We start from the raw sequence: 26322 nt of genomic DNA on the forward strand, positions 1-26322 counted from the left end.
ATCTCATCACGGCACCGCGACGGATACGGTGTGACGCATGGAACAGACGGATCCGAGGACGTGGCGTCGAGACCCGGAGAGCGAGAGCGCCGGGTTCAGCGATCTCGCCACGAGCCCGTTCCGGATCGACCGGGACCGGATCGCGGCGTCGCCGTTCTTCGCCCGGCTCGGCGGGGTGACCCAGGTGGTGAGCGCCGGGGGCGCCGGGCTGCTGCACAACCGGCTCACGCACAGCCTCAAGGTCGCGCAGGTCGCGCGCGCGATCGCCGAGCGGATCAACGCGAGCAGCGATTCCGCCGAACTCGCCGCGAAACTGGGCGGCTGCGACCCGGACGTCGCCGAGGCCGCCGCGCTCGCGCACGATCTGGGGCATCCGCCGTTCGGGCACCTGGGGGAACAGACCCTCGATCGGATCGCCCGGCACCGGTTCGGCCTCGCCGACGGCTTCGAAGGCAACGCGCAGTCGTTCCGGATCATCACGACGACCGACGTCCGCGGGCCGTCCGCGTCCGGGCTCGACCTCACCACGGCGGTACGTGCCGCGGTGCTGAAGTACCCGTGGGCGCGGCTGCACGTCCCCGATCCGCATCCGACGTCGATGGACGTCCAGCCGCGTGGCGCGGCAGAACCGGCCGACGCCCCCGGCACCGGCGCGAGCAAGTTCTCCGCCTACAGCACCGAACTCGACGACTTCACTCAGGCGCGAGTGCCCTTCGAGGGGCGTATCGAGCCGTGGCAGCAGACCGTCGAAGCGTCCGTGATGGACACTGCCGACGACATCGCGTACGCCATCCACGACCTCCAGGACTTCCACCGGATCGGCGTCCTGCAGCACGCGCCGGTCGCGGCCGAGTTCAGCGGCTGGGTCGACCACGCGGTGGACCTGGCCGGGCTGGACGACACGACACTGACCGCCGAACGGCGGCTCCCGGGGCGTTCGCTGGAACGGCTGCGCCGCCGGATGCACGCCAAGGACGGCTGGATCGTCGACGACGACGCCTTCACCAGCGCCGTCGCCCGTGTCCGCGCCGAACTCGTCGACGGCCTGCTCGCCACCGGGTTCGACGGTTCCATCGAGGCCGAGCAGGCCACCGCCGCCTTCTCCTCGAAGTGGACCGCGCGGCTCGTCGACGGCGTACAGGTGGTGCCGTCACCTTCGACCAGGACAGGCCATCTCACGCTGCGGCCCGCGCAGTGGCACGAGGTGCAGGTGCTGAAATTCGTGCACCGCCGGTTCGTGCTGCTGCGTCCGGAACTGGCGCTGCACCAGCGCGGACAGGCGAGCCTGGTGACCACGCTGGTCGACGCGCTCGACGCTTGGCTGCTCGACCGTGACGAGTTCTACCGGCTCCCGCGGCGGCTGCACGATCTGGTGGAGCTGGCGCGGTCGGAATTCAACGACCTCGCGCGGACGGCGCCGGAGCTGCTCGTCGGAGCGACCGGGGAGCCGGTCACCGGTGCCGACGCCCTGCGCGGGCTCGCGCGCGGGCGGGCGGTGGTCGACTTCGTGGCGTCGCTGACGGACAAACAGGCGGTGACCCTTTTGGACGGCTTGTCCGGCCGTGCCTCGCAGCCTTGGTCGGACTCTTTCGTCCTTTGAGGCCGGTCCCCCAGTACACCGTGACCATGCGATTACGCTGTTCGGCCTACGTTCTGCGGCCGAAAACGGAAAATCCCATTCTGACGTCACTCGAACGGCCTCTGCCAACGGTGCACGCGCGGTACTTAGCTTGATCCAGCCGGTGATCGCCGGTATTGGTCAGCGTGAGTCGGGGCACGCGCCCAGAAATCGGAGGCGCACGTGCGTCCAACCCGTTCTAGTAGAAGAAGAAGAACGATCCTGACCGCGGGCAGCGCGGTGCTCGTCACCGCGCTCGGCCTGGTCGGCCCGCCCGTCGCGGCGGCGGAAACCGGCCAGTCCCCGGACGCGTTCTCGGAGAACACCGTCCGGCAGATCGAGGCCCTGCAGTCGATCAAAAAGAGTCAGAGCACCGGTGAGTCCAAAGTGGACAGCCGATTGCTCGTCGAACAGAAACTCCGCGCTCAGCGTATGTCGGCCTCCGCGGTTCCCGCACTGGGGTCTGGGGCGAAGGTCTCCGCGGCCGGCACCGTACTCGTGGACATCCGGGGCCAGGTCTCGGAAGGACTCCTGAAGGGCCTCCGTGAATCCGGTGCGGGGATTCGCGCGGTCTCCGAACGTTACGGAAGTGTCCGCGCCGAGGTGCCGCTGAACGCGGTTCCGGCGATCGCGGGCCGCGCCGACGTCAAGAAGGTCGAAACCGCCAACGAGGCGTTCACCGCCCGCCAGCTCGCCGAACCCGCCGTCGCGGGCAGGCGGGAGAGCAAACAGGAGAAGGCCGACCGGATCGCGGCAGAGCTGAAGAAGGCCGTCGAGGCCAAGGGGCAGGTCGGCACCGCCGCCGGGCCGATCAACAGTGAAGGGGACCGCGCGCACAACGTCGACACCGCGCGCCAGCAGTTCGGCGTCACCGGGGTGGGCACCAAGATCTGCGCGCTGTCCGACGGTATCGACTCGCTCGCGACCTCGCAGGCGCGCGGCGAACTCCCGGCGGGCGTCGACGTGATCCCCGGACAGGAGGGTGACGGCGACGAAGGCACCGCGATGCTCGAGATCATCCACGATCTCGCGCCGAACGCGTCGCTCGGTTTCGCCAGCGCGTTCAACTCCGACGCCAGTTTCGCCGACAACATCCGCAAGCTGCGCTTCGACGCGCACTGCGACGTCATCGTCGACGACGTCCTGTACTTCAAGGAATCGCCGTTCCAGGACTGGATCATCGCCCAGGCCGTGAACGACGTGACCGCCAACGGCGCGCTGTACTTCTCCTCGGCCGGTAACGAGGGCAACGTCGCCGACGGCACCTCGGGCCACTGGGAAGGCGACTTCGTCGACTCCGGCAAGGGCGTCGGCAAGTTCGCCGGCACCGCGCACAACTTCGCCGGCGCCGCGGGCAACCAGATCTTCGAGCCGATCTCGAACGCGTCCGGCGCCGTGCCGGTCACGCTGTTCTGGTCGGACCCGCTGGGCCGTTCGAACAACGACTACGACCTGTACCTGCTGAACGCGGCCGGCAACGTCGTGGACTTCAGCCAGGACAACCAGACCGGGACCCAGGACGCCTACGAGCGGGTGGACACCACCGGTGCGGCCGGGCTCCGGCTGGCCATCGTCAAGTTCTCCGGTGAGGGCCGCTACCTGTCGCTGTCCGCGCTGCGCGGCCGGTTCACCGATTCGGCCGACGGCCTGAAGGCCTACACCAGCCCCGGCGTGACCGTGGGCCACTCGGCCGCTCGGGACGCGTTCAGCGTCGCGGCGGCCCCGGCGGCCAAGGCGTTCCCGCGTGCACTCGAACCGGGAGACCCGGCCAACCCGACGGGCCCGTTCCCCGGCGCTTTCGGCGCCACCACGAAGGTCGAACGGTTCACATCGGACGGTCCGCGGCGGATGTTCTACCAGGCCGACGGCACCCCGATCACCCCGGGCAACGTGTCCGGGACCGGAGGTGAGGTCCGCGCCAAGCCGGATATCACCGCGGCCGACGGTGTCTCCACCAGTGTCACCGGCTTCACCACGTTCTACGGCACGTCGGCCGCCGCGCCGCACGCCGCCGCGATCGCGGGCCTGGTGCTCTCGGGTAACCCGGGGCTGCCCCCGGCCGACGTGCGCGAGGCGCTGATCAACACCGCCGTCGACATCCTGACCCCCGGCCGCGACAACTCCAGCGGCGCCGGGGTCATCCTCGCCGACAAGGTGCTAGCCTACACCGGTGCCAGCCCGCAGCCGCTCGCGACCGCGGGCCGGCCGACGGTCACCCCTGCCGACGGGGGTTCCGCACTCGACCCGGGTGACACCGCCAAGGTGACCCTGCCGGTGACCAACCGCGGCGACGGCACCGCGAACTCGACCAGCGTCGTGCTCACCAGCCCGACCCCCGGTGTCACGGTGGCACCGCGGGCGAAGTCGTACGGCACGATCAGCCCCGGCCAGACCGGCGTGAACGACTTCACCATCACCGTTCCCGCCACGCAGGAACTGGGTGTTCCGGTGGTGCTGAACGCCAGGGTGACGTTCGCCGGTTCGTTCTCGCCGACCACGTCGACGTTCTCGCTGCCGGTCGGCACCCCGTCGCCGGTGACGCGGAACTTCGCCTACGCCGGTGACGCCGTTGCCATCCCGGACAGCGACCCGACCGGCGTGACCGTGCCGATCACGGTCAGCGGTGTCGGGCGCGCGTCGAAGCTGACGTTCTCGGTGGACGGGGCCACGTGCGACACCGACCAGACGTCGACGACGGTGGGCATCAACCACTCGTACGCCGGTGACCTGGTCGGCACGCTGACCTCGCCTTCGGGCGCCAAGGTGACCGTGTTCCAGCGCGGCGGCGGCTCGGGTAACAACCTGTGCCAGGTCGTCTTCGCCGACACCGCGGCCGCTCTGTTCAGCTCGGCGCCCGCGGCGAGCGCTCCGTTCACCGGTACCTACAAGCCGGTACAGCCGCTCGGCGGCCTGACCACCGGTACGGCGGCCGACGGGGTCTGGAAGTTCACCGCGGTGGACGTCGCCGGTGGCGACACCGGCTCGATCCGCTCGATTTCCTTGCACGTCAACGGTTTCGTGCAGCCCGGGGTGGCTGAGCGGCCCGCGAACGTCGGGAAGTCGGTCGGGCGTGGTCCGGTGAAGCCGGTCTAGCCCTTACACGCGCTTGTGGGGCGTCACCCTAATGCGCCTGTGACACCAGCGCCCATCCTGAAGTCCGTGAAGGCCTCCTTAAGGGACCCAGAGTCCCTCAAGGAGGCCCTCACGGACTTGCCACCTGCTCGGCAAGTACTTGAAGGCTCCCTTGCTTGCGCCTAGGTACAGGACAGGGTCCTTCACGTAAATTGAGCACATGGCGAAGGAGCGGCAGGTAGCCGGCGGCGGCAGGGCGGTCGAAGTCGCCCCGGACCGCCTCGAAGGCTGGTACGCCCGCTTCGCCGTCCGCAACGAAGGCGTCCGCGAGACCGAACTGAGCCCCGACACCGTCACGGTCACCGCGGACAACGGAGTCGCCGCCGTCGCGACCGTCCCTTTCGGACCGCTGGACGCGGAAGGAACCGTGGACGGGCTGGCCATCACCCCGCTCGTCGAGCACGCGCTGATGTCGCGGAGGATCGCGCTCCTGCTGGTGCGCCGCGGCGGGCACAGCGTCGGGATCGCGCGCGGGGGAGTGATCGTCCAGTCCAGAACGGACCGGCATCTCGTGCAGGGCCGGTCCGCGGCGGGCGGCTGGTCGCAGCAGCGGTTCGCGCGGCGCCGGGAGGGGCAGGCGCGTGTCGCACTTCGTTCCGCCGCCGAGGACGCGTTCGAAGTACTCGTCCCGCAACTGTCCGAAGTGGACGCTGTCGTGCTCGGAGGTGACCGCCGGGCACTGGAAACACTGCGCGAGGACCGACGGCTGGCGCCGTTGTTCGCTCGTGCGGAACTCCGCGTCCTCGACATCGCCGAACCACGCCGCACGGTGCTCGACGACGCCGCCGAACGCGCGGTCGCGGTCGAAATCACCCTCTCCGGGCCGTGACGTCGGGCACGGTCGGATAAAATCGCTCGACAGCGGCCCGTACACTGATCGCGTGGACATCCTCTTGGAGTGAGCTCCTCGCCTGCCGTCGGCAGGCGAGTCGAAGCTGTCCACTCATCCACCCCTTTCACCGGGAGTTCCCGTGATCACGGCCTCTGGCCTGCAGCTGCGCGCGGGCTCGCGCATTCTGCTCGACGAAACCAACGTCCGCATCCAGCAGGGCGACCGCATCGGCCTGGTCGGCCGTAACGGCGCCGGCAAGACCACCTCGCTCAAGGTGCTGGCGGGGGAGGGTGAGCCGCACGCCGGCGAGGTCCGCCGCAGCAGCGCGCTCGGCTACCTGCCGCAGGATCCACGTGAGGGCGACCTGTCCGTCACCGCGAAAGACCGGGTGCTCTCCGCCCGCGGCCTCGACTCGTTGATGCGCAACATGGAAAAGGCGCAGACCGCGATGTCGGAGCTGGCGGACGACAAGGAGCGCGACAAGGCGATCAACCGCTACAGCCGCCTCGAAGAGCGGTTCGCCTCACTCGGTGGCTACGCCGCCGAAAGCGAGGCCGCGCGGATCTGCTCCAACCTCGGCCTCGCCGACCGCGTGCTCACGCAGACGCTGCAGACCCTCTCGGGTGGACAGCGCCGCCGCGTGGAGCTGGCCAGGATCCTGTTCGCCGCGGCCGAGGCGGGCGCCGGCGGCAAATCCGAGACGATCCTCCTGCTCGACGAGCCCACCAACCACCTCGACGCCGACTCCATCAACTGGCTGCGCGGCTTCCTGAAGCAGCACGACGGTGGTCTCGTGGTGATCAGCCACGACGTCGAACTGCTCGGCGACGTGGTCAACAAGGTGTGGTTCCTCGACGCGACCCGCAGCGAGCTGGACCTGTACAACATGGGCTGGCAGCGCTACCTCGACGCGCGGGCCACCGACGAGAAGCGCCGCCGCCGCGAGCGTGCGAACGCCGAGAAGAAGGCGGCCACGCTGCAGCAGCAGGCCGCGAAACTCGGTGCGAAGGCGACGAAAGCGGTGGCCGCCAAGAACATGGCCCGCCGCGCCGAGCAGATGCTCTCCGCGCTCGACGACACCCGTCAGGCCGACAAGGTCGCCAGGATCAAGTTCCCCGAGCCCGCCCCGTGCGGCCGGACCCCGCTCACCGCGGAGGGGCTCTCGAAGTCCTACGGTTCGCTCGAGATCTTCACCGGGGTCGATCTCGCGATCGATCGCGGTTCGAAGGTCGTCGTACTCGGATTGAACGGTGCCGGAAAGACGACTTTGCTCCGGCTACTCGGCGGAATGGAAACTCCGGATACCGGCGAGACCATTCCGGGTCACGGATTGCGTTTGGGCTATTACGCACAGGAACATGAAACGCTCGACCACGATGCTTCCGTGTGGGAAAATATCCGGCACCTCGCGCCGGACACGGGCGCGCAGGAGTTGCGGAACCTTCTCGGGTCGTTCCTCTTCACCGGCGAGCAGCTCGATCAGACCGCAGGCACGCTTTCCGGCGGCGAGAAGACCAGGCTCGCCCTGGCCGGTCTGGTGTCCAGCGCTGCCAACGTTTTGCTGCTCGACGAGCCGACGAACAACCTGGACCCGGCCAGCCGTGCCCAGGTCCTGGACGCTTTACGCAGCTTCGCCGGAGCCGTCGTCCTGGTGACGCACGACCCTGGCGCGGTCGAGGCGCTGGAGCCGGAACGCGTGATCCTGCTGCCGGATGGAACCGAGGACCATTGGTCCGCCGATTATCTGGAACTTGTCCAGCTTGCGTGAGCTCTGCGTCCGTTCGGGTGCTTGATCGATGCCATCCGGCCACTGAAATGGCCCAATGTGATCGCGGTTTCAGCAGTTTTGCGCTCGTCGTCTGGCATTCCGGCGCTCAGTGTTCGATCATTGCGGCGACAGGGGCCGCAATGTGGCCCAGAACACTCTCGGCGGGAAGGCGATCGACGTGGCTGATCTCAAGAAAGGCGCGCGGATCACCGGCAACACGCGTGACAAGCTGGCCGCTGACCTGAAGAAGAAATACGAGAAGGGCTCGAGCATCCGCGCCCTCGCGGAGTCCACGGGTCGCTCGTACGGGTTCGTGCACCGGGTCCTCTCGGAGTCCGGTGTCCAGCTGCGTGGCCGTGGCGGTGCCACCAGGGTCAAGAAGAAGTAGCTACGAAGAAGTAGCGGACTGCTGCGCGGGGGGCGCAGTTCCCTTTCCGGGGACCGCTGTTTCGCGGGATTCGCTGGAGGCGAAGATCAGCCTGGCGCCAAGCAGGACCAGCGGATACACCAGGTAGCCGTACCTGGTCGCGGGAGTGAGCAGGATCAGCGCGCCGAGCCCGACGGCGATACGCAAGAGTGCGTCCGAACCGGTCGCGGGGGGACGGCGCACCAGCCAGACCAGGATCGCGACCGCCGCGAGCCCCAGCAGGGCGAAGGAAACCGCCGTGCCGACAGGGCCGAACGAGGCGATGAGATGCCCCGGCAACGGGCTCGCCGCCGGTGACTCGATCACGCCCATTCCCAGCGGGAACCGAAAGACGTGCTCGATGAACGCTTTCGGGTCCACGAGATACACCGGTACGTGCAGGACGGCGGTCGTCACCACGAGTGCCACGGAATATCCGCCCAGTGCGCGAGGGCCACGCCGCGTGAGCAGGAGGACACCCAGCACCACCGCCGCGGGCGCGACGATGAGTTTCGCGCTGATCACCAGTGCCAGCACGAGACCCGACAAGACCGTGCGGCCGGTCGTGGCCAGTGCGACGGAAAGCACCAGCAGGCCGACGATGGCCAGATCCGGGCCGGCGACGGCCCAGGTCAGCGCGGTCAACGGGCACGCGAGCGCGAGTTGTGCCGCGCTCACCGGGATTTTCGGCCACTTCAGCAGCCGCAGTGTCAGCAGGACACACGCGACGGCCGCCAGTGCGAACATCCAACGTGCGTCGGTGAGGGCGTCGGCGACCGGTCCGCCGCCGAACAAGGCTCGCGGCAGGCCGAAGACGGTCATTACCGGACCGTATGGTGTGTAATCGTTTACTTCCACCGCGCGTCCGAGCGCGGTGACGTCGACGTACGGGGTTCCGTTTTCCAGGAGGAGTTTCGCCGACCGTTCGATCACCCAGACCTCGGGCTGAGCGGCCCACGAGTTCGGGGTGATGAGCCAGTCCACTCCGGTCAGACGGCGAATGACGAGCATTCCCAACGGAAGGATCATGGCGAACAAGCCGATGACGCCGATACCGATCCACCGCGAGCCGAGCGCGCCGGAGAGGGGCTTGCCGCGCCGGGCGGCGATCATCAGCCAGCTGGTGTGGACCACGGCGAGGCCGTAACCTGCGACAGCGAAATTGGCCCACACGCGGTATCCGTAGAACTCCGCGACGGCTGTGTTGATTCCCGCGAAGAGCAGGCAGCCGGCGTAGAAGACCAGGTCGATGGTCAGCTGTCGCGAGTCCTTGGTCACCGGCTCAGGTTACCGACGCGGCGATTTCCACCGGAAAGAGGACGCGGGAATCGGGAAGAATCCGGTGTCCTTCGGTGTTGGTGCTGGTTGTATCCGGGAAAAATCTCGACCAATGTCGAGGTTTGCTGGGGGCGAGGAGAGGGATTCCATGGACAACACCTGGACGCTGATGAACTCGGCGATGAAGTCGGCCGACGTTCCGAAAGGGCTGCACAAGGGGACGCTCCGCCGCGTCGCGAGGTTCGCCAGGCCGCACTGGCGAAGGCTGCTGATATTCCTGGCGCTCACCGTCGTCTCGGCGGTGCTGGCGGTGAGTACGCCGGTGCTGGCCGGGAAGGTGGTCGACACGATCGTCGGCGGCCACGACGTCTCGCTGGTGGTGTGGCTGGCCGTGGTGATCGCCGCGCTGGCGCTGATCGACGCCGGACTCGGGCTGGCGGAACGGGCGCAGTCGTCGAGGATCGGTGAGGGGATCATCCTCGACCTGCGGGTCGCGGTGTACCGGCACGTCCAGCGGATGCCGGTCGCGTTCTTCACGCGCACCCGCACCGGCGCGCTGGTGAGCAGGCTCAACAACGACGTCATCGGCGCGCAGCGGACGTTCACCGCGACACTGTCCGGTTTGGTCACCAACGTGATCCAGCTGGTGCTGTCGCTGGTGGTCATGATGACGCTGTCCTGGCAGGTCACCCTCCTGGCGCTGGTGTTGCTGCCGGTGTTCATCCTGCCGACGCGGCGGCTCGGCCGGAAGATGGCCGGGCTGCAGCGGGAGGCCGGGCAGCTCAACGCGTCGATGACCACGCAGATGACCGAACGGTTCTCGGCGCCCGGCGCGACGCTGGTGAAGCTCTTCGGCGACCCGGCGCGGGAAGTGGGCGACTTCGGCGCGCGGGCCGGGCGAGTGCGTGACATCGGGGTGCGGACGGCGATGCTGACGCGCTGGTTCCTGACCAGTCTGACCACGGTCTCCGCGCTGGCGCAGGCCCTGGTCTACGGATTGGGCGGATACCTCGCCATGACCGGGGCGCTCGCGCCGGGCACCGTCGTGGCGCTGGCGTTGCTGCTGACCAGGCTGTACTCGCCGCTGACCGCGCTGGCGAACGTCCGGGTGGACGTGATGACCGCCCTGGTGTCGTTCGAGCGGGTCTTCGAAGTGCTCGATCTCAAGCCGATGATCGAAGAGAAACCGTCCCCGCGCGAACTACCGGAAGGCCCGGTCGCGGTGGAGTTCTCCGACGTCCGGTTCGGCTACCCCGCGGCGGACCGGTACTCGCTGGCGTCACTGGAGGACGTGTCCACTTTGGACCACCGGGGCGGTGAGGAGGTGCTGCACGGCATCAGCTTTCGTGCCGAACCGGGGCAGATGGTGGCGCTGGTAGGTTCTTCCGGTGCGGGCAAGTCGACGATCGCCTCACTGCTGCCGCGCCTCTACGACGTCGACGCCGGCTCCGTCCGGCTGTCCGATGTGGACGTTCGTGAGCTGAGTTTCGCTTCACTGCGGGAAACCGTCGGTGTGGTGACGCAGGACGGGCACCTCTTCCACGAGACGATCCGGGCGAACCTCGAATACTCGCGGCCCGGTATCACCGACGCCGAGATCTGGTCGGCGCTGGACCGCGCCCGGCTCGCCGAGCTGATCCGGGAGCTGCCGGACGGGCTGGAGACCGTGGTGGGGGAGCGGGGCTACCGGCTCTCCGGCGGCGAACGGCAGCGGCTGACCATCGCCCGGCTCCTGCTGGCGCAGCCGAGGGTCGTCGTCCTCGACGAGGCGACGGCGCATCTGGACTCGCAGTCGGAAGCGGCCGTCGGCGAGGCGCTGACCGACGCGCTCGAGGGGCGGACCGCGCTGGTCATCGCGCACCGGCTGTCGACGGTGCGGGCGGCGGACCAGATCCTGGTCGTCGAACACGGGGAGATCGTCGAGCGAGGGACGCACGAAGAGCTTCTCGGTCGGGGTGGGCGCTACGCGACTCTGTACCTGACGCAGTTCTCGGAGGAGCCTGCGGCGGTGTGACCCCCTTCATCTCCCCAAGTACATGAAGGCCCCCTTCCATGCGCTAGACGCAAGGAAGGGGGCCTTGCCACGTGAAGGACGCTTTCCCCGCATGCCATGCGGGGAAAGTCCCCTTCAGCCCGCACGCGGTCGCGTTCACCAGCGTCATCTTCCGCGGATCGTCCCGCCACCCTGAATCTCGGAAGTCCCATGAGCGCGACCTTCCTGGAAACCGAACAGTCGGTATCCAACCGTGGAAGGGTCGCGACTACCGGAGAGCGGGGACCCGCGCGCTGTACTTGGCCAGCAGCGCGGCGTTGGCCTCGTCGCCACCGTCCACGTTGGAACTGCGCCACAGCGGGATGTCGACACCCTGCGCCGCACCGAGGTCCACGACCTCGGCGAGAACGAGGTTCCACAGGAACGCGTTGATCACTGTGGACAGTGGGGCGGTCCGCGGCGCGTCCGGCGGGTAGCTCGAGTCGCCGGGACGGACGTGGGAGTCCAGTACGATGCCGGCCTCTTCGATCAACGTCGTCGCCGCGCGCTTCGGCGCCGCGGCCACGGACGCCGCCGAGCTCACCGCGATGACCGACGCCCCGCGTGCCCGCGCCCCGGCGGCCAGTTCGACCGGGTACGGATTGACACCCGAGGTCGAGAACACCACCAGCAGGTCGTCCGGTCCCGGCGCGCGTTCGGCCAGCACCTCTTCGGCCAGTCCGGAGCGGCGCTCGGTCTTGGTGCTGTGCTGCGCGCCGTGCAGCGGCAGCAGTTCGGGGTGGTACACCGGGTACACGCAGGCGAGCCCGCCCGCGCGGTAGAAGGTCTCGGCGACCGCGGCCAGCGAATGCCCGGCCCCGGCGGTGAACACCAGGGCGTCGGCCCGGATGACCCCCAGTATCAGCTCGGCCGACTTCCGGATCTGCTCCGCGTTGCCCCGTTCGGCCTTCGCGAGCCGCTCGGCGACGTCTGCACAACGTTCGGTGGTGCTCACCACATCCGCCCTTCCGTCTGGAGATCAGCGACGAATGTATCGCGTGGACCAATGGCAGAAGTGGAATGCATCGGGTCATGATCGAGGTTGACCCGTTCGCTACGGCCGGGTTTCGGAGACTGGAGGGTCCAGGGTGAGCGAGGCTGATCCCGCGGTGCGGACTTGGCGAGCACGCGGCCAGGTGAAAGCCGTGGTGGTGGTGCTGCACGGCGGTGCGGAGCACAGTCATGCCGGTGTGGCGCCGTGGCGGCTGGCATATCAGCGGATGGTTCCGCTGGCGAAGGAAATCCACCGGGCGGGCCGGGAGCACGGGGTCGAGGTGCGGCTCCTGCGCAACCGGATCTACGGCTGGAACGACCACGGTACCGACGCGATCGCCGACGCGCGCTGGGCCTTGAAACGAATCCAGGTGGATCACCCCGGCGTGCCGGTGATCCTCGTCGGCCATTCGATGGGGGGGCGGGTCGCGCTGCGCGTCGCGGACGACCCCGCCGTCATCGGGGTGTGCGGGCTGGCGCCGTGGACACCACCGGGTGAACCCGTCGGCGCCGTCGAAGGCCGTGCCGTGCTCATCGCGCACGGGACCAAGGACCGGATGACCGATCCGGTGGCCTCACACGCTTTCGCGGAACGCGCCGCGAAGGTGACATCGCGGTCCGCGCGATTCGAAATCGATGGCGAAGGGCACGCGATGCTACGGAGGTCCCGCGTCTGGAACCGTCTCGTGCGGGCTTTCACCCTTGAGCTGGTCGAAGCCGGCGGAAGCGACGAAACGCTGAGCGCGGCCTGGGGTCGGCCGAGTTCCGAGCGGCTGCGGATCCCGGTCTAGACCGGGCTGGAGGAAGCACCTTTATGTCCACATCGAGTATCGACCGGACGACGGGCACGTCCCGCCTGCCCACACCCGACGAATCGCGGTGGCCGGGCCTGGCCACCCCGCCGCATTCGCCTTTTCGCGCGCGGATCGCCGAGCAGCTGTTCCGGCAAGCCGTGCGCCCGCTGAACGTCCGCGTGCGGATGCCCGACGGTTCCTGGCTCGGCTCCGGCGGCCCGGACGCGCCCGAGATGCGCGTCAACCGTCCCGCGGCCTTCTTCCACCGCCTCGGCGTGGACGCGAAGATCGGCTTCGGCGAGGCCTACATGGTCGGCGACTGGACCAGTGACGCGCTCGCCGAGGTGCTGACCCCGTTCGCGGAGCGGATGGCGACGCTCATTCCGCCGCTGCTGCAACGATTCCGCCGGTTCGTCGACCGCGGTCACCCGGCGGACGAGGAGAACACCATCGAGGGGTCGCGGGCGAACATCCACCGCCACTACGACCTGTCCAACGACCTGTTCGGCGCGTTCCTCGACCCGTCGATGATGTATTCGTCGGCGTTGTTCGGCCCGGACGACGACCTCACCACCGCCCAGCACCGCAAGATCGACAGCGTCCTCGACTACGCCGGTGTCCGCGAGGGCAGCACGGTGCTCGAGATCGGCACGGGCTGGGGCGAACTCTCGATCCGCGCGGCGGCGCGTGGGGCGAAGGTCACGTCACTGACCATTTCCGCGGAGCAGGCGGCGCTGGCGACCGAGCGCGTCGCGGCGGCGGGCTACGCCGACCGCGTCGACGTGAAACTGTGCGACTACCGAGACTCCACCGGCGAGTACGACGCCGTGGTGAGCGTCGAGATGATCGAGGCCGTCGGCGAGTCGTACTGGCCGACGTTCTTCGAGACCATCGGGAAGCGGCTGAAGCCGGGCGGCCGGTTCGGGCTCCAGGCCATCACCATGGACCACGAACGCATGCTCGCCGCGGCCCGTTCGTACACCTGGGTGCACAAGTACGTCTTCCCCGGCGGCCTCATCCCATCGACCACCTCGGTCGAGCAAGGGATGCTGGAGCACACGCGGCTGAAACTGCAAGGAGTGCGCGAGTTCGGCCAGGACTACGCCCACACGTTGCGGTTGTGGCGGGAGAAGTTCACCCAGCGGTGGGACGAAATCACCGAATTGGGCTTCGACGACGGCTTCAAGCGGATGTGGGAGTTCTACCTGGCCTACTCCGAGGCGGGGTTCCGGTCGGGATATCTCAAGGTCCACCAGTTCGGATTCGCCGAAAACGGACGGTGAACGCCACCCAACCGATGCGGGGTGCCGTACGTCCTTCACCTAGGGTCTGCGGTTGACTGGGCCCACACGCGATATCGGGACGGGTGATTCGGCATGACGTATGGAGGCGACGACCGAGGGCGACGGATGCCGCCACAACGGCCGCCGTCCGGCCGCCCCAGACAGCACCAGCCGGCGCAGATGATGCCGCTGCCTGGCCGGGGTACCAGCCCGTACGACGAGCGGACGCGGCCGATGGGTTCGCGTGGCGAGCAGCGCCCCGCGAGCCCGCCTCCGCGCCGTCCAGGCCCTCCGCAGCCCCCTCCCGGCCGTCCCGCCGACGGTGCGCGCCCGCCGCGGCGACGTAAGCGCTTGGGCTTCGGCAAGGTGCTGCTCACGCTGCTGACCGTGTTCGTGGTGTTACTCGCCGGCGTATGGGTGTACCTGGAGTTCTCGATCAACCGCGTCGACGCGCTGGCCGACTACTCCGGCCGTCCCGCCGCGGCCGAGGGCACCAACTGGCTGATCGTGGGCTCCGACAGCCGGGACGGGTTGACCCCCGAGGAGCAGGAGAAGCTGGTCACCGGCGACAGCAAGGCCGCCGGCGGTGGCAGGCGCACCGACACCATCATGGTCGCGCACATCCCGGACAACAGCACGAAGCCGACCCTGCTGAGCCTGCCGCGTGACTCCCAGGTGAAGATCCCCGGACACGGGACGAACAAGATCAACGCCGCGTTCTCGATCGGCGGCCCGGCGCTGCTCGCGCAGACCGTCGAAGGCGCCACCGGCCTGCGGATCGACCACTACGCCGAGATCGGTTTCGGCGGATTCGCCAAGATCGTCGACGCGATCGGCGGCGTCCACATGTGCGTCGAGAAGCCGATGCAGGACACCCTCACCGGGATCAAGATCGAGCCGGGATGCCAGGACCTCCAGGGCCCGCAGGCGCTCGGATTCGTCCGCATGCGGCACAGCGCGGCCACCCCGCGGTCGGACCTCGACCGCGTCGCCAACCAGCGGAAGTTCATCGGCGCGCTGGTCAGCGAGATCGGCAGCCCCGGCACGCTGCTGAACCCGTTCTCGCTGTTCCCGCTGCTGTCGACCGCGCCCGACGCGCTGACCATGGATTCGGGCGACCACGTGCACAACCTGGTGGGTCTGGCGCTGGCGATGCGCGGGATCTCGTCGGGCGGCGTCGTCACCACGACGGTCCCGGTGACGAGCGGGTCGGCGGAGAACTGGGACAAGACGAAGTCGAAGCTGCTGTTCGACGCGTTGAAGAACGACACGGAGATCCCGGACAGCGCGATCCTGACCTGATCGTCTGGGGGAGCGGTCTCTCATGGTCCGAGACCGGCGCGAAAACGGGAGGCGCCCGCAGCGCCGGTAAGTCACCATGGACCGATGGAAGCCCCCGCGGAAACCCTCAGTGACGACGTCATCGTCCTGCGCCGCTGGAAGCCGGAACAGCTCGACACCCTGGCGGCCGTCGCGGGAGACTCCGCCGCGCACCTCGGTGCCTGGATGATCTGGGCCACCGGCGGCTACGGCGAGCCCGAGGCCAAGGAGTTCCTCGAGAGCGCGGCGCGCAACTGGGCCGAAGGCAAGACCTACGACTTCGCGATCTTCGCCGAAGGTGAGGTCGTCGGCGGCACCGGCATGATGACGCGTCCGGGCAGGATCGAGATCGGCTACTGGCTCGGCCGCCACCACACCGGGCGTGGTTTCGTGACCAGAGCGGCGCGGCTGCTGATTGCCGAGGCCTTCCGTCTCGGCGCGCCGGAGGTCGAGATCCGGCACGACGAGAAGAACGTCGCGAGCGGCGCCGTGCCCGCGCGACTGGGGTTCACGATGATCGGCGAAGAGGCCGCCGAACCGCCGTTCGCCCCCGCCTGCGCGGGCGTCCACCGGGTCTGGCGGCTCAAGCGTCCTTAGTCTTGCGCTCGCGCAAGGACGCCAGCGCCTTGTCGGCGTGCACGGTGAACTTCAGTTCACTCTTGATCACTTCGAGCACCTTGCGGTCGGTGTCGATGACGAACGTGTGCCGTTTGGCGTGCAGTGGGCTGAATTTGCGCCATACGCCGAACTGCCTGGCCACCACACCGTCCACATCGGACAGCAGCGGGTAGTCGAAACCGTGTTTGGCCGAGAACTCCTGCTGCTTGGCGACGGCGTCCGGGCTGATTCCGACGCGGTGCGCGCCGACTTCGGCGAATTCCGCGGCGAGATCGCGGAAGTGGCAGCTCTCCGCCGTGCAGCCAGTGGTCATCGCGGCGGGGTAGAAGAACAGCACGACCGGGCCGGACGAGAGGAAGTCCGACAGCGTGCGCTCCGCACCCTTGTCGTCGGGCAGGGTGAAGTCCGGGGCGATGTCACCTTGGTCCATGGACGGATCCTGTCACGTCAGTGGGCGTGCCGTTCGATGAGCTCGTCGACCTCGTCCCCGGTCGCGGAATCGGCGACGAACGAGCCGCGCGCCGCGAGCACACCGTGCCGTCGCAGCCGCTCGGCCTGTTCGTGGCTTCGGACGCCTTCCGCGCCGATGCGCAGCTTCAGTTCCTTGGCCCTGGCGACCAACTGGCACAGGTGGCGGACGTCGGCCTCGTCCTCACCGTCGGCCAGCGCGTCGATTACCGCACCGGAGAGGATCACGTGGCGGACCGGCAGCCGATGCTGGGGGATCAGCTCCAGATCGGCCGAGCCGGAGATGGTCAGTACCAGCTGGGCGCCCAGATCGGCGAGCACGGCGAAGGAGTCCAGCACCTCACTGCCCCGCGGATTGAGGACGGACTCGCGGTCGGTGCACAGCCGCAGTGCCTGTGCGGGAAGGTCGTGCCGGTCGAGCTGTTCTTTGATCAGCAGCACCAGATCGGGGTCGATGGCCAGCCGGTTCGGCAGCCGCACGCAGACGTCCGGGGCGGCCTCGCCGAACCTGTTCCGCCAGCGCGCGGTGGCGGCGAGCGATTCCGCCAGCAGCCACCGGCCGAGCGGGATGGTCATCCCGGTGGTCTGCGCCAGCGGGTAGAACTCGTCGGAGTCCAGCTCGCCCCTCTCCGGGTGGTTCCAGCGCAGCCCGGCGTTGACCGCGGCCAGCTGATCCGGGTTCGCGAGCTTGACCGTCGGCTGGTAGATCAGCGAGAACTCGCCGTTCTCCAGCGCGCCCGCGATGACCGCGCCGAGCTGGTAACGGCCGCGGTCGCGCGCGTCGAGTTCCGGGTCGAACAGCATCCACTGCGCCTTGCCTGCCTCCTTGGCGCGGTGCAGGGCGATCTCCGCGGCCCGGAGAAGGTCTTCCGGCCCGCCGTCGGTGACCGGGCGGACGACGATGCCGGCGCTCGCGCTGACCCCGATGCCGTGCCCGCCGAGGTAGATCGGCTCGACCAGCTCTTCCAGCGCTTGCTCGACCAGCGCGATCACCTGCGGCGACGTGAATTCACCGCGCAGCAGGACGGCGAACCCGTCGCCGGACAGCCTGGCGACGGAACCGTTGTGCCTGCCGGCGAACACGGACTTGAGCTTGGTGGCGACCCCGCGCAGCACCTGGTCGCCGACACCGGCGCCGAGACCGTCGTTGATCACCTTGAAACCGTCGACGTCGAGGTAGACGAGAGCGACCTGCTCACTGCCCGAACCGGCCAGCGCGGCTTCGAGGGCGTTGTCGAACGCGGTGGCGTTCGGCAGTCCGGTCAGCGGGTCGTGCACGTTCTGGTGCAGCAGTCGCTCCTGCAGCAGATGGATCTCGTTGGCGTCGGCGACCATCAGCACGGGGTAGGTCGAGTCGGGCCGGTCACCGGGAAGGTCGGTCAGGGTCACGTCGACCCAGAGCGCGCCTTCCTCGCTGTGGTCCAGCAGCAGGCGTTCCTGCTGCGCCGGCCGGTCGAGTTGCCTGAGCTGGGAGAGCCCGTTCCGCAGCCGGGTGACGTCGTGGTCGGTGGAGCCGAGTTCGGGGATGGTCCGCCCGCGCAGCGTCGAGGGGCGGCAGCCGAGGAGTTTGCCGAGCGCGGCGTTCGCCTCGACGATCCTGCCGTCGGAATCAGCGAGCGCGATTCCGACCGGAGAGGCGGAATAGAGTTTGGAGAAGCGCAACAGAGCGGGCTTGTGGTCGGGCTCGGTCCGCACGGCGTCCTTGGCGACGCCGAGCAGGAGCTGTTCGAGTTGCTCTTGGGGAAGCGATACTCCTTTAGTGTCAGCGAGCGTCGCGGCCCATCTTCGAGCGACGTCCACCAACCCTGGTGCAGCACCAGGCTCAGGCACACTTCACCTCTTCATGCGCGGTTGATGGCCAGCTCAGACGGGGTGTCCGAGCTCAAAGGCCCACACTAGGTACGAGCCGACCGGGAGTAGTGCCACGGCATCATGCGCGATACGGGGTGTCTACCGGCTGAAAGGGTGATCACCACTACACGAGTGGTGACCGGAAGTTACCAAGAGTACTCGATCGTGGTTGTCCCTTTGGTCGGGATTCAGCCCGGTCTTGAATCAACAGGGTGTCAGCCGGATCGGCAGGCCGTCCGCCGGGACGGGCAGCGAGACGTAGTCCCAACGCGCGGTGTAGTCCGCCGGGACCGACCATCGATACGCGCGCAGCATCTCGTGCAGCAGCGCCTTCACTTCGAACGTCCCGAAATGCAGGCCGACGCACTTGTGCGCGCCGCCGCCGAAGGGCATCCACGCGTAGCGGTGCGACTTGTCTTCGCGGCGCTCCGCGCTGAAACGGCCCGGGTCAAAACGCATCGGGTCAGTCCAGTGCTCCGGCGCGAAATGGTTGACGGTGGGGGAGACCCCGACCAGTGTCCCTTCAGGAATGAAATGCCCGAGAACCTCGGTGTCCTTCACGGTTTTCCTGGCCAGCGACGGCACTGGGGCCACCATCCGCAGGGATTCCTTGATCACCAGATCCAGCGTCGTCAGGGTCTCCAGCGCTTCGATGTCCGGCACGTCGTCGCCGAGCGCGAGGGACTCCTGGCGCGCGCGTTCCTGCCACTCGGGGTTCTTGGCGAGGTGGTAGACGGCGGCGGCGCTGGTGATGGTCGACGTGTCGTGCGCGGCCATCATCAGGAAGATCATGTGGTTGACGACGTCGGAGTCGGTGAAGCGGTCGCCGTCCTCGGTGGTGGCGTGGCACAAGGCGGTGAAGAGGTCGTCGCCGTCGCTTCGCCGTTTCGCGGGCAGATTCGCCGCGAAGTGGCGTTCGAGGACCTTGCGACCGTGCAAACCAGCCGCCCAACGGCCGCCGGGGACGGGGAACCGGACGATGGCCGTGCCCGCGCGCACGGAATTCACGAACGCGCGGTTGATCGAGGCCGAGTCGTCGCCGGAACGCATGCCCATGAACACGCGCGTCGCGACGTCGAGCGTGAGTTGCTTGAGGGACCAGTAGACCCGCGGGTTCGGCTTGTCCGCCCATGCCGCGACGCCTTCGCGCAGCGCCGGTCCCATCCGGTCGACGTAGCCGGTGAGCCGTTGCCGGGTGAACGCCGCCTGCATGATCCGGCGGTGCAGGTGGTGCTCGCCGAAATCGAGCAGCATCAGGCCGCGGTCGAAGAACTGCTCGATGAAGAACTTCCAGCCCTCCTGGGAGAAGGCCTTGTCCTTGTTCACCAGCGCGATCTGGGTGGCTTCGGGACCGGAGAGGGCGACGATGCGGCGGCCGAACGCGCCCATCCACGACACTGGGCCGTAGGTCTCGTAGCGTTTGAGGCCGAACTCGATGCCGAAGCGCATGAAGTCCAGCGCGTGTCCGATGACCGGCGGGCCTTCGTCGCCGAGGACGGGTTTGAGGCCCGGCGGGGCGGGTGCGAGTTCGCGGACCGGCCAGGTCGCGCCGAGCCAGCGCTGGTCGACCGAACGCGGCAACGGGATCGAGGTGAGCGGCGGGACCCGCTCACGCAGCGCCCCGGTGACCTTTTCGACGGTTTTCCCCATGGTGACCATCTCCCCGGTGAGATCGGCTACCACTCCACCTTCGCACCCTTGTTGACAGGTTGACAATACTCCGGCGGGTGTATCTGCTCAGAGTGTCAGGAAAGGGTCTTTCAGGACGTGTTCCGTCCTGAAAGACCCTTTCCCGACGGGTCAGGCCAGTTCGGAGCGGAGCGTGTTCGCGGCGGCGACCAGGTTCTGCAGAGCCGGTTCGACCTCGGCGTACCCGCGGGTCTTCAGGCCGCAGTCCGGGTTGACCCGGATCCACCCGGCGGGCACGGCGGTCCGCAGCAGCCCGCTGACCTCGTCGACGTCGGGAACCCGCGGCGAGTACCAGTAGCACCCTAAAACGTACTCAGGCGCGCTACTGGCCCGCTGGACATGTGATGAACCGGACGCCATGCGTGACCAGATGGCGAACTCGCGTGACCAGACGGACAACTCGCGTGACCAGATGGCGAACTCGCGTGACCAGACGGACAACTCACGTGATCAGTCCCAGTCGAGGGCCCCGCCGGACTGGTACTCGATGACGCGGGTCTCGAAGAAGTTCTTCTCCTTCTTGAGGTCCATCGCCTCCGACATCCACGGAAACGGGTTCTCCGTCTCGCCGAAGATCGGCTGGAGACCGATCTGCTGCGCCCGCCGGTCGGTGATGAAGTGCATGTACTGCTCGATCAGCTCGGCCGAGAGCCCGAGCATGCCGCGCGGCATGGTGTCGCGGGCGTAGGCGACCTCGAGCCGGCAGGCCTCGGTCAGCATGCCGCGGATTTCGGCCTGGAACGCTTCGGTCCACAGGTGCGGGTTCTCGATCTTGATCTGGTTGATGCAGTCGATGCCGAAGTTCAGGTGGATCGACTCGTCGCGCAGGATGTACTGGTACTGCTCGGCGATGCCGATCATCTTGTTCCGGCGGCCGAGCGAGAGGATCTGCGCGAAGCCGGTGTAGAACCACATGCCCTCGAAGATCACGTAGAACGCGACGAGGTCACGCAGGAAGTTCTGGTCGGCTTCCGGGGTCCCGGTCTCGAAATCCGGGTTCTCCAGGTTCTGCGTGTACTTCAGCGCCCACGCGTCCTTTTCGGAGATGGACGGGACCTCGCGGTACATGTTGAACAGCTCGCCCTCGACCAGGCCGAGGCTCTCGCAGATGTACTGGAAGGTGTGCGTGTGCACGGCCTCCTCGAACGCCTGGCGCAGCAGGTACTGGCGGCATTCGGGGTTGGTGATCTGCCGGTACACCGCGAGCACGATGTTGTTGGCCACCAGCGATTCCGCGGTGGCGAAGAAGCCGAGGTTGCGCTTGAGCATGGTGCGCTCGTCCTCGGTGAGGCCGTCGGCCGACTTCCACAGCGCGATGTCGGCCTGCATGGCGACCTCGGTCGGCATCCAGTGGTTGTTGCAGCCGGCGAGGTACTTCTCCCAGGCCCAGGTGTACTTCATCGGCAGCAGCTGGTTGACGTCGGCGCGGGCGTTGATCATCCGCTTGTCGTCGACGTTGATCCGGGCGGCGCCGACTTCGATCTCACCGAGGCCGGTGGCGTCGGCGGAGGCGTCAAAGGTGGTCATAAAAGAGGCTCACTTCACGAGGGGGTCGTGAGTGGTAAGGACGGTTAGAACCGCCCTTACCACTCACGAGGGCGTCTACTGGCAGGCTTCGCAGTCGGGGTCGTCGATGCGGCAGGCGGCGCCGTCGGTGGCGACGAAGTCGACGTCGGAGACCTGCGGAATCTCCTTCGGCTCCGGCTTGGCGGCAGGGGCGGTCACCGGCACCGTGGGAACAGCGGCGGCAGGCGACGGCGAGACCGCGGCGGGAGCCGGAGCGGCGGCGGCAGGCTTGGGTGTGGCCGGGGCCGGGGTGGCCGAGACCGCGTTCAGCTTGCCGTCGGTGCCGCGCAGGGTGCTCTTCTCCACGTGCGTCGCGGACCGCGCTCGCAGGTAGTACGTGGTCTTGAGGCCCTTGTGCCAGGCGTAGCGGTACAGCTCGTCGAGCTTGCGGCCGCTGGGCGCCGCGATGTACAGGTTCAGCGACTGCGCCTGGTCGATCCACTTCTGACGACGCGAACCGGCGTCCACCAGCCACTTCGACTCGATCTCGAACGCGGTGGCGTACAGCGCCTTCAGGTCGTCCGGCACGCGGTCGATCTGGCCGAGGCTGCCGTCGAAGTACTTCAGGTCCGACACCATGACCTCGTCCCACAGCCCGCGCTCCTTGAGCGAGCGGACCAGGTGCGGGTTCACCACGGTGAAGTCGCCGGACATGTTCGACTTGACGAACAGGTTCTGGAACAGCGGCTCGATCGACTGCCCGACACCGCAGATGTTGGAGATCGTCGCGGTCGGTGCGATCGCCATCACGTTGGAGTTGCGCATGCCGACGGTCTTGACCCGCTCACGCAGCGGCGCCCAGTCCAAAGTGGACGAGGTGTCGACGTCGAGCGCGTCGCCCTGTCGTGCGTCGATCAGCAGCTGCAGCGAGTCGATCGGCAGGATTCCCTTGCTCCACAAGGAACCTTCGAACGTCTGGTACTGGCCGCGCTGCTCGGCGAGGTCGGTCGATGCCGAGATCGCGTAGTAGCTGATGTGCTCCATGCTGGTGTCCGCGAACTGGACGGCCTCGTCCGAGGACAGCGGCACGCCGATCTCGAACAGCGCGTCCTGGAAGCCCATCAGGCCAAGCCCGATCGGGCGGTGGCGCAGGTTGGAGCGGCGCGCCTCCGGGATCGTGTAGAAGTTGATGTCGATCACGTTGTCGAGCATGCGGACCGCGGTGCGCACGGTCTTCTCGAGGCGCTGGGTGTCCAGGCCTTCGGGGGTGACGTGCTTGAGCAGGTTCACCGAGCCGAGGTTGCAGACCGCGACCTCGTCGGTGGTGGTGTTCAGCGTGATCTCGGTGCACAGGTTGGACGAGTGCACGACACCCACGTGCTGCTGCGGCGAACGCAGGTTGCACGGGTCCTTGAAGGTGATCCACGGGTGGCCGGTCTCGAACAGCATGGTCAGCATGCGGCGCCACAGGTCGACCGCGCGGATCTTGCGGAACACCTTCAGCTCACCGCGTTCGGCGGCGGCCTCGTACTCTCGGTAGCGCTCGGCGAACGCGGTGCCGTAGAGGTCGTGCAGGTCCGGGGTCTCGTTCGGCGAGAACAGCGTCCACTGCGCGTCGGCCTCGACGCGGCGGAGGAACTCGTCCGGCACCCAGTTCGCGGTGTTCATGTCGTGCGTACGACGACGGTCGTCACCGGTGTTCTTGCGCAGGTCGAGGAATTCCTCGATGTCGACGTGCCAGGTCTCGAGGTACGCGCAGGCCGCGCCCTTGCGCTTGCCGCCCTGGTTCACCGCGACCGCGGTGTCGTTGGCGATCTTGAGGAACGGCACGACACCCTGCGACTGGCCGTTGGTGCCCTTGATGTGCGCGCCGAGGCCGCGGACCGGGGTCCAGTCGTTGCCGAGACCGCCCGAGTACTTGGCCAGCAACGCGTTGTTCTTGTACGCCTGGAAGATCGAGTCCAGGTCGTCGTCCACCGTGGTCAGGAAGCAGGACGACAGCTGCGGGCGGGTGGTGCCCGAGTTGAACAGCGTCGGGGTGGACGCCATGAAGTGGAACGACGAGAGCAGCTCGTAGAACTCGATCGCGCGGGCTTCACGGTCGTCCTCGCGGATCGCGAGACCCATGGCGACGCGCATGAAGAACGCCTGCGGCAGCTCGAAACGGACGCCGTCGTGGTGCTGGAAGTACCGGTCGTACAGGGTCTGCAGGCCGAGGAAGCCGAAGTCGAGGTCACGCTCGGCGTGGATGGCCGCGGTGATCTTGTCCAGATCGAACGTCTGCAGCTCGGGGTTGACCAGCTCCAGCTCGATGGCGCGCTTGAGGTAGTCGCGGAAGTACTGCGGGTACCGGGCGGTCATCTCGTCCTGGCTGGCCAGCTGCGGCGAGCCCGCGAGATAGGTGAGCGCTTCGCCGCGGAGTTTGTCCGCGAGCAGCCGGGCGCTGACATAGGAGTAGTTCGGCTCCTGCTCGACGAGCACGCGCGCGGCCATGATCTGGGCGAGGGCGAGTTCGTCGGCGCTGATGCCGTCGTAGAGGTTGCGCTTGGCCTCGGCCAGCACCGGCTCCGCGGAGACGTCGTCGAGTCCGGCGACGGCCTCGCCGACCACGTGCGAGACGCGGGCCCAGTCGAGCGGGCGGATGGTGCCGTCGGCGGCCTTGACGCTGATGGCGACGTCGGACGACGCGGGCTTCTCGGACTCGCGGGCCTTCGCGCGCTCGTCGCGGTAGAGGACGTACGCGCGGGCGACCTTGTGGTGCTCGCCGCGCATCAGCGCGAGCTCGACGATGTCCTGGATCTGCTCGATGTGCAGGGCGGTCTCAGGGCCGGCGTGGCGGAGCAGGGTGGCCTCGATCTGCTCGGTCAATTCGTTGACCAGGTGGTGGATTCGCGACGAGGCGGCCGCGTCACCTCCTTCGACGGCGAGGAAGGCCTTGGTCACGGCGACCGAGATCTTGTTCGCGTCGAAGGGGGACACGCTGCCGTCCCGCCGGATGACTCGCACGGTCGCGGGCGTGGCGTCCGAAGACGAGGGTGGCCGCTGGCCGGTTTCCACTGACATGCGTGTCTCCAAGAGGGCGCGTTGGAACGGCACGCGGCCTGGCAAGGCCGTGTGCTGCAGGTTCACGAATCTGTCCGGCAACCGCTCCCGAGCGGTCTCCCCGTCGCTGGGCGGTGCCGGTTCTCAGAGACTACATGTAGGGGTTGGAGGCTGCACGTGCCCCAATGGGTGGCGTGTCGTGGTCTCACCCTGGCGGGTTAGGCGATCACGCTCAGCGGCTGCTCAGCCGCCGAAAACGATCTTGAAATCACGCAGGTGAGCGCTCAGAACTGGCCGTTGACCGGCCAGGAAGCCGAGTGGCCCGGCCTCGTTGATCCGCCAGTCCGCGGCCGCCGGGTGTGAGCGTGTCTTCGCCCGGACGGGGCTCCTTTTGAGACGTCCGTCCAGGATCTGGATGACGTCGAAGGCGGCGGGCATCCTCACCGGGAGGCTCGGCCGAGCGGTGAAGGCGGCCGTCGCGATCCAGTCCTCCTGGGTGGTCGCTGAGGCGGTGAAGGTCCGCCCGTGGGTGAAGTCGAGCGCGGCGAGGTCCTTCGGGATGCCCCACAGCGCGCGCCCGCCGGCGAGCGAGACCTCGCTGTCGACCCAGATGTCGGTGATCGAACTGGAGAGACGCCTGCCGCGGACCGCGACCGCCGCCAGCAGCTCGTGATATCGGAGCTGCCCTGGCTCCTGGTAGTCGATCCAGGCGGCGAACACCTGCGCGCGGCCGCCCGCCACGGCCGGTTCGACGCCGTCGGGCAACTCGGGCAGTTCGCTCACCTGGACACGCCAGACGGACAGGTACGCCTGGCCCGCCAGGTTCCACGGCTCCGGGGGATAGGCGGTCACGCGTTCCGCCACGGCAGGTAGGCGGGCTGGTCGGTGTCGACGCGCATGGAGAACTCCGGTGGTCGTTTCTGCAGGAAGGACATGACTCCTTCGATCGCGTCCGGACTGGTGCCCAGGCCGCCGATCAGCCGGGAGTCCAGTTCGTGCACGGGGAACGGTGAGGGGGCGCTCGCCATCCGGTACAGCAGCTGGCGGGTCACCGCGACCGAGACGGGAGCCGTGGTCATGGCGATTTCGAAAGCCAGTTCGCGGGCTTTGGCGAGCACTTCGCCGGGCTCGTGAACACTGTGGACCAGTCCGGCACTTTTCGCTTCCTCGGCGCCGAAAACCCGGCCGCTGATCATCCAGTCGAGTGCCGTGCCCATCCCGACCAGCCGGGGGAGGAACCACGCGGACGCGCCTTCCGGGTAGATCCCGCGGCGGACGAACACGAAGCCGAAGCGCGAATCCGTGGACGCCAGCCGGTAGTCGCACGACAGTGTGATCGTGACGCCGCCGCCGACGGCCGCGCCCCGCAGGGCCGCGATCACCGGCTTGTTCATCGTGAAGATCCGCTTCGAGCAGCGTCCCGCCGGCTCCTGCCATGCCGCGTCCGGGCCGGACTCCGGATCGAAGTCGAAACCGCCCTGCGAAAGGTCGGCGCCCACCGAGAAGTCCTTGCCGTTGCCGGTCAGGATCACCACCCGGACGTCTTCGTCGCGGTCGGCCCGGTCCATCGCGTCGCCGAGTTCGTCGGCCATGCGGATGGTGTAGCCGTTGCGGGCCTCGGGCCGGTTGAGCGTGACCGTCGCGATGCGGTCGGAAACCTCGTAGGTGATTTCGGCGTACGCGCTCATGACG

At 68.1% G+C, this 26322-nt stretch carries 20 protein-coding genes; 10 read left to right on the plus strand and 10 right to left on the minus strand.

The features are described 5' to 3' along the window. The first annotated feature begins 37 nt into the window (after positions 1 to 37). The 5 genes from ACM6LU_RS12150 to ACM6LU_RS12170 all read left to right on the plus strand — a co-directional run bounded on the left by ACM6LU_RS12150 (position 38) and on the right by ACM6LU_RS12170 (position 7738). Positions 38 to 1600 (plus strand): deoxyguanosinetriphosphate triphosphohydrolase family protein, encoded by a 1563-nt coding sequence (locus ACM6LU_RS12150; protein WP_414937715.1) that lies wholly within the window; start codon positions 38 to 40, stop codon positions 1598 to 1600. 237 nt (positions 1601 to 1837) lie between these two features. Next, positions 1838 to 4711, plus strand: a complete 2874-nt coding sequence (locus tag ACM6LU_RS12155) for a S8 family serine peptidase (protein WP_414937964.1) — start codon at positions 1838 to 1840, stop codon at positions 4709 to 4711. A gap of 199 nt (positions 4712 to 4910) precedes the next feature. Beyond that, a complete protein-coding gene (locus ACM6LU_RS12160) occupies positions 4911 to 5579 on the plus strand; it encodes an acVLRF1 family peptidyl-tRNA hydrolase (protein WP_414937716.1) in 669 nt (222 codons plus the stop codon). A 142-nt stretch (positions 5580 to 5721) separates the two neighbouring features. After that, positions 5722 to 7350 carry an ABC-F family ATP-binding cassette domain-containing protein gene (locus tag ACM6LU_RS12165; protein WP_414937717.1) on the plus strand — a complete coding sequence of 543 codons (1629 nt, stop codon included), beginning with the start codon at positions 5722 to 5724 and terminating at the stop codon, positions 7348 to 7350. Positions 7351 to 7528: 178 nt separating this feature from the next. Continuing rightward, entirely contained in the window at positions 7529 to 7738 is a 210-nt protein-coding gene (locus ACM6LU_RS12170) for a helix-turn-helix domain-containing protein (protein WP_003071237.1), read from the plus strand. On the opposite strand, the gene ACM6LU_RS12175 is transcribed toward ACM6LU_RS12170, so the two are convergent. Then, a complete protein-coding gene (locus ACM6LU_RS12175; protein ID WP_414937718.1) occupies positions 7739 to 9034 on the minus strand; it encodes a glycosyltransferase family 87 protein in 1296 nt (431 codons plus the stop codon). Positions 9035 to 9182: 148 nt separating this feature from the next. Here ACM6LU_RS12175 and ACM6LU_RS12180 point away from each other — a divergent pair, with 148 nt between their 5' ends. Further along, positions 9183 to 11048 carry an ABC transporter ATP-binding protein gene (locus ACM6LU_RS12180; RefSeq protein ID WP_414937719.1) on the plus strand — a complete coding sequence of 622 codons (1866 nt, stop codon included), beginning with the start codon at positions 9183 to 9185 and terminating at the stop codon, positions 11046 to 11048. 247 nt (positions 11049 to 11295) lie between these two features. Here ACM6LU_RS12180 and ACM6LU_RS12185 read toward each other — a convergent pair whose 3' ends face one another. Further along, positions 11296 to 12024 carry a sugar isomerase domain-containing protein gene (locus ACM6LU_RS12185; protein ID WP_414937720.1) on the minus strand — a complete coding sequence of 243 codons (729 nt, stop codon included), beginning with the start codon at positions 12022 to 12024 and terminating at the stop codon, positions 11296 to 11298. 130 nt (positions 12025 to 12154) lie between these two features. On the opposite strand from ACM6LU_RS12185, the gene ACM6LU_RS12190 reads away from it, so the two are divergent. The 4 genes from ACM6LU_RS12190 to ACM6LU_RS12205 all read left to right on the plus strand — a co-directional run bounded on the left by ACM6LU_RS12190 (position 12155) and on the right by ACM6LU_RS12205 (position 16053). Beyond that, on the plus strand, positions 12155 to 12850 hold the full coding sequence (locus tag ACM6LU_RS12190) for an alpha/beta hydrolase (RefSeq protein WP_414937721.1): 696 nt from the start codon (positions 12155 to 12157) through the stop codon (positions 12848 to 12850). Between the two features lie 23 nt (positions 12851 to 12873). Then, positions 12874 to 14136, plus strand: coding sequence for a class I SAM-dependent methyltransferase (locus ACM6LU_RS12195; protein WP_414937722.1), 1263 nt, complete (start codon positions 12874 to 12876; stop codon positions 14134 to 14136). Between the two features lie 93 nt (positions 14137 to 14229). Further along, on the plus strand, positions 14230 to 15438 hold the full coding sequence (locus ACM6LU_RS12200; protein WP_414937723.1) for an LCP family protein: 1209 nt from the start codon (positions 14230 to 14232) through the stop codon (positions 15436 to 15438). An 84-nt stretch (positions 15439 to 15522) separates the two neighbouring features. Continuing rightward, the gene (locus tag ACM6LU_RS12205; RefSeq protein WP_414937724.1) at positions 15523 to 16053 is read left to right on the plus strand and encodes a GNAT family N-acetyltransferase; all 531 of its coding nucleotides are present in this window, start codon (positions 15523 to 15525) and stop codon (positions 16051 to 16053) included. Here ACM6LU_RS12205 and ACM6LU_RS12210 read toward each other — a convergent pair. The 8 genes from ACM6LU_RS12210 to ACM6LU_RS12245 form a co-directional block, all read right to left on the minus strand. Then, a complete protein-coding gene (locus ACM6LU_RS12210; RefSeq protein WP_414937725.1) occupies positions 16040 to 16504 on the minus strand; it encodes a peroxiredoxin in 465 nt (154 codons plus the stop codon). The two genes, ACM6LU_RS12205 and ACM6LU_RS12210, sit on opposite strands and share 14 nt — an antisense overlap. 17 nt (positions 16505 to 16521) lie before the next feature. Beyond that, positions 16522 to 18372 (minus strand): putative bifunctional diguanylate cyclase/phosphodiesterase, encoded by a 1851-nt coding sequence (locus ACM6LU_RS12215; RefSeq protein ID WP_414937726.1) that lies wholly within the window; start codon positions 18370 to 18372, stop codon positions 16522 to 16524. A 225-nt stretch (positions 18373 to 18597) separates the two neighbouring features. Beyond that, positions 18598 to 20043 (minus strand): cytochrome P450, encoded by a 1446-nt coding sequence (locus ACM6LU_RS12220; protein WP_414937965.1) that lies wholly within the window; start codon positions 20041 to 20043, stop codon positions 18598 to 18600. Positions 20044 to 20193: 150 nt separating this feature from the next. Then, the gene (locus ACM6LU_RS12225; RefSeq protein ID WP_414937727.1) at positions 20194 to 20442 is read right to left on the minus strand and encodes a hypothetical protein; all 249 of its coding nucleotides are present in this window, start codon (positions 20440 to 20442) and stop codon (positions 20194 to 20196) included. A gap of 90 nt (positions 20443 to 20532) precedes the next feature. Then, positions 20533 to 21609, minus strand: a complete 1077-nt coding sequence (locus ACM6LU_RS12230) for a ribonucleotide-diphosphate reductase subunit beta (protein WP_414937728.1) — start codon at positions 21607 to 21609, stop codon at positions 20533 to 20535. A 75-nt stretch (positions 21610 to 21684) separates the two neighbouring features. After that, a complete protein-coding gene (locus ACM6LU_RS12235) occupies positions 21685 to 24651 on the minus strand; it encodes a ribonucleoside-diphosphate reductase subunit alpha (protein ID WP_414937729.1) in 2967 nt (988 codons plus the stop codon). Between the two features lie 222 nt (positions 24652 to 24873). Next, positions 24874 to 25482 carry an acetoacetate decarboxylase family protein gene (locus tag ACM6LU_RS12240; RefSeq protein WP_414937730.1) on the minus strand — a complete coding sequence of 203 codons (609 nt, stop codon included), beginning with the start codon at positions 25480 to 25482 and terminating at the stop codon, positions 24874 to 24876. Then, positions 25479 to 26318: an enoyl-CoA hydratase-related protein gene (locus ACM6LU_RS12245; protein ID WP_414937731.1), complete on the minus strand. Its 840-nt coding sequence runs from the start codon at positions 26316 to 26318 to the stop codon at positions 25479 to 25481. Before ACM6LU_RS12245 ends, ACM6LU_RS12240 begins: the two co-directional genes overlap by 4 nt. Positions 26319 to 26322: the final 4 nt, after the last annotated feature.

The organism is Amycolatopsis sp. cmx-11-51, from assembly GCF_047608665.1.
GTDB lineage: Bacteria > Actinomycetota > Actinomycetes > Mycobacteriales > Pseudonocardiaceae > Amycolatopsis.

Excerpts from the sequence above, each read along its gene's own strand:
- ACM6LU_RS12150 (WP_414937715.1), top strand. The coding sequence starts at position 38 with ATGGAACAGACGGATCCGAGGACGTGGCGTCGAGACCCGGAGAGCGAG.
- ACM6LU_RS12160 (WP_414937716.1), top strand. The coding sequence starts at position 4,911 with ATGGCGAAGGAGCGGCAGGTAGCCGGCGGCGGCAGGGCGGTCGAAGTC.
- ACM6LU_RS12180 (WP_414937719.1), top strand. The coding sequence starts at position 9,183 with ATGGACAACACCTGGACGCTGATGAACTCGGCGATGAAGTCGGCCGAC.
- ACM6LU_RS12195 (WP_414937722.1), top strand. The coding sequence starts at position 12,874 with ATGTCCACATCGAGTATCGACCGGACGACGGGCACGTCCCGCCTGCCC.
- ACM6LU_RS12200 (WP_414937723.1), top strand. The coding sequence starts at position 14,230 with ATGACGTATGGAGGCGACGACCGAGGGCGACGGATGCCGCCACAACGG.
- ACM6LU_RS12205 (WP_414937724.1), top strand. The coding sequence starts at position 15,523 with ATGGAAGCCCCCGCGGAAACCCTCAGTGACGACGTCATCGTCCTGCGC.
- ACM6LU_RS12210 (WP_414937725.1), bottom strand. The coding sequence starts at position 16,504 with ATGGACCAAGGTGACATCGCCCCGGACTTCACCCTGCCCGACGACAAG.
- ACM6LU_RS12220 (WP_414937965.1), bottom strand. The coding sequence starts at position 20,043 with ATGGGGAAAACCGTCGAAAAGGTCACCGGGGCGCTGCGTGAGCGGGTC.
- ACM6LU_RS12225 (WP_414937727.1), bottom strand. The coding sequence starts at position 20,442 with ATGGCGTCCGGTTCATCACATGTCCAGCGGGCCAGTAGCGCGCCTGAG.
- ACM6LU_RS12230 (WP_414937728.1), bottom strand. The coding sequence starts at position 21,609 with ATGACCACCTTTGACGCCTCCGCCGACGCCACCGGCCTCGGTGAGATC.
- ACM6LU_RS12235 (WP_414937729.1), bottom strand. The coding sequence starts at position 24,651 with ATGTCAGTGGAAACCGGCCAGCGGCCACCCTCGTCTTCGGACGCCACG.
- ACM6LU_RS12245 (WP_414937731.1), bottom strand. The coding sequence starts at position 26,318 with ATGAGCGCGTACGCCGAAATCACCTACGAGGTTTCCGACCGCATCGCG.